This is a genomic window from Fulvimarina manganoxydans, assembly GCF_900176465.1.
Lineage (GTDB): Bacteria > Pseudomonadota > Alphaproteobacteria > Rhizobiales > Rhizobiaceae > Fulvimarina > Fulvimarina manganoxydans.
In genome coordinates this window covers 1-1,790 of the sequence record NZ_FWXR01000047.1, presented here as the reverse complement: position 1 = coordinate 1,790, position 1,790 = coordinate 1, and the positions used below count along the sequence as shown (strand labels likewise).

The 1,790-nt window shown below is 58.0% G+C and carries 1 protein-coding gene; it reads left to right on the top strand.

The genetic code is table 11. From position 1 onward, the window contains the following. Positions 1-735: 735 nt before the first annotated feature. Positions 736-1,790: methyl-accepting chemotaxis protein (locus tag B9A15_RS22290; protein WP_170923414.1), on the top strand; the 1,055-nt coding region annotated here is incomplete at its 3' end.

Below are 1,790 nucleotides of genomic sequence, written 5' to 3'. Positions count from 1 at the left end.
ATGCAGGACCGTCTTGCCAAAGGCACCGCGCCCAAACGCGCCGCACCCGCCGTCAGCGGCGCCAACGCCCTTGCCCGCAAAGACGAGGATTGGGCCGAGTTCTGATCGATCTTTCTCCACGGAATTTCTTCGAAGCAAAGACTGGCCGCCGGGCAGATTGTCCGGCGGCCAATCTGCATTCTGAGGCTCCTGCCCAGCCCTCAGGGTGGCTCCCACTGGGACGGCCCTATGTCCAGCAAAAGATCTTTCTTGGCGCCAGACGAGCTTGCTGCAATCATAGCGAGAACGTGATTGGCGACGGATCACTGGACCGACAATCGGGTATGGCGGCCGGACGAGATGACACCCGCGTCTTCGAATTTGCAAATGGCGACAATCGGTTGCGGACGTGAAACCGCTGCATGCTCCCTTTGACCATAGGGCAGATCATTGAATGAAAGTCCTTCATTCGCAGCAATAATAATCCGTCCTTATTAATATCATAAATTGCTTCGACACAACTATGTCAGCGCGATCAACACATCGATTTGAGACCGCTCGATTTATGTCTTAACCACCGCTTAACCAGAAACTTCGATAGTGAACCATATCGATCTGCATTCACACGTCATCCGGGCGATCCGTTGGCGCGATCGATAGATCCATTTGCCCAGACGCGACACCCCGGCCGAAGACGATGGCCATCACACTGCCAGAGGTTCCATGTTGAGCTTACCGATGAAATGGATCGATCGCATGTCGATCAGCGGACGAATTCGGCTCTTGATCGGGCTGATGATCGCGGCCTTCGGTGCGATCGGCGTGGCTGCATATCTCGAAAGCAAAGTTCTCATCCAAACATCCGATGATCTCGACATGATCCAGACGCTCGTTCGAGACGTCTCCGATCTGCGGACGAACGTCATCGATGTCACCCTTGCCGCCATGGATTCGATCGTCGACAAATCGGACGGGTCCGTTCACCCGGACCGCATGGCGCTGATGAGAGATGGGATGGACGCCGCCAAGTCGAGCATCGCGGCCGCGCGCACCCTCGCCGAGCGGATCGAGAGGCCAGACCTCGTTCAGGGGATCGAACAAAATGTAGCGATCCTCGAAAAGGGCATCCTCGAAACGCTTCCTCGTTTGATCGAAGCGAAAGCGGACGCATCCGCATTCGCTCAAATCGACGACGTCATCGACGATACCGCCGACGCCGTGAACGACAATCTGAAAGAGCTTTCGGCTCTGGCATTCGATCGATTGAACGACCGGGTCGACCGGTCTCGTGAGGAGGCGAATTTCGCGACCACGCTGCAGATCGGCTCAGCCCTCGCCGCGCTCGTTCTCCTCGCATCGATCGCTTATCTTCTCAACCGCTCGATCGGCGCTTCGCTCAGTTCGCTCGAAAGCATCATGACCGAGCTGTCCAACGGTCGTCTGGATGTGGAGATCGCCGGTCGCGAGCGGCGCGACCAGATCGGTTCGATGGCTCGTGCGCTTCAAATCTTGCAGGAAGCGTCTTCGGAGCGCGTCCGGCTGGAGAAGGACAATGAAGCGGCGCGCCAGAACGAGTCCCTCGCCAAGGAGCGTCAGGCGGCGATCGAAAGCGCCAAGGCCGAGGATCTGCGGGTTCTCGTCACCGCCGTCGAGACGAGCTTCGACCGTCTGTCGGACGGCGATCTCACGATCCGCATGAACCAGAAACTCGCCCCCGAATTCGAGCCGATCCGCGTCAAGTTCAATGACAGCGTGTCCCAGCTTGAAGCGGCGATCGGCGGGGTCGTCTCTTCGGTCCAGACCATCCGCAC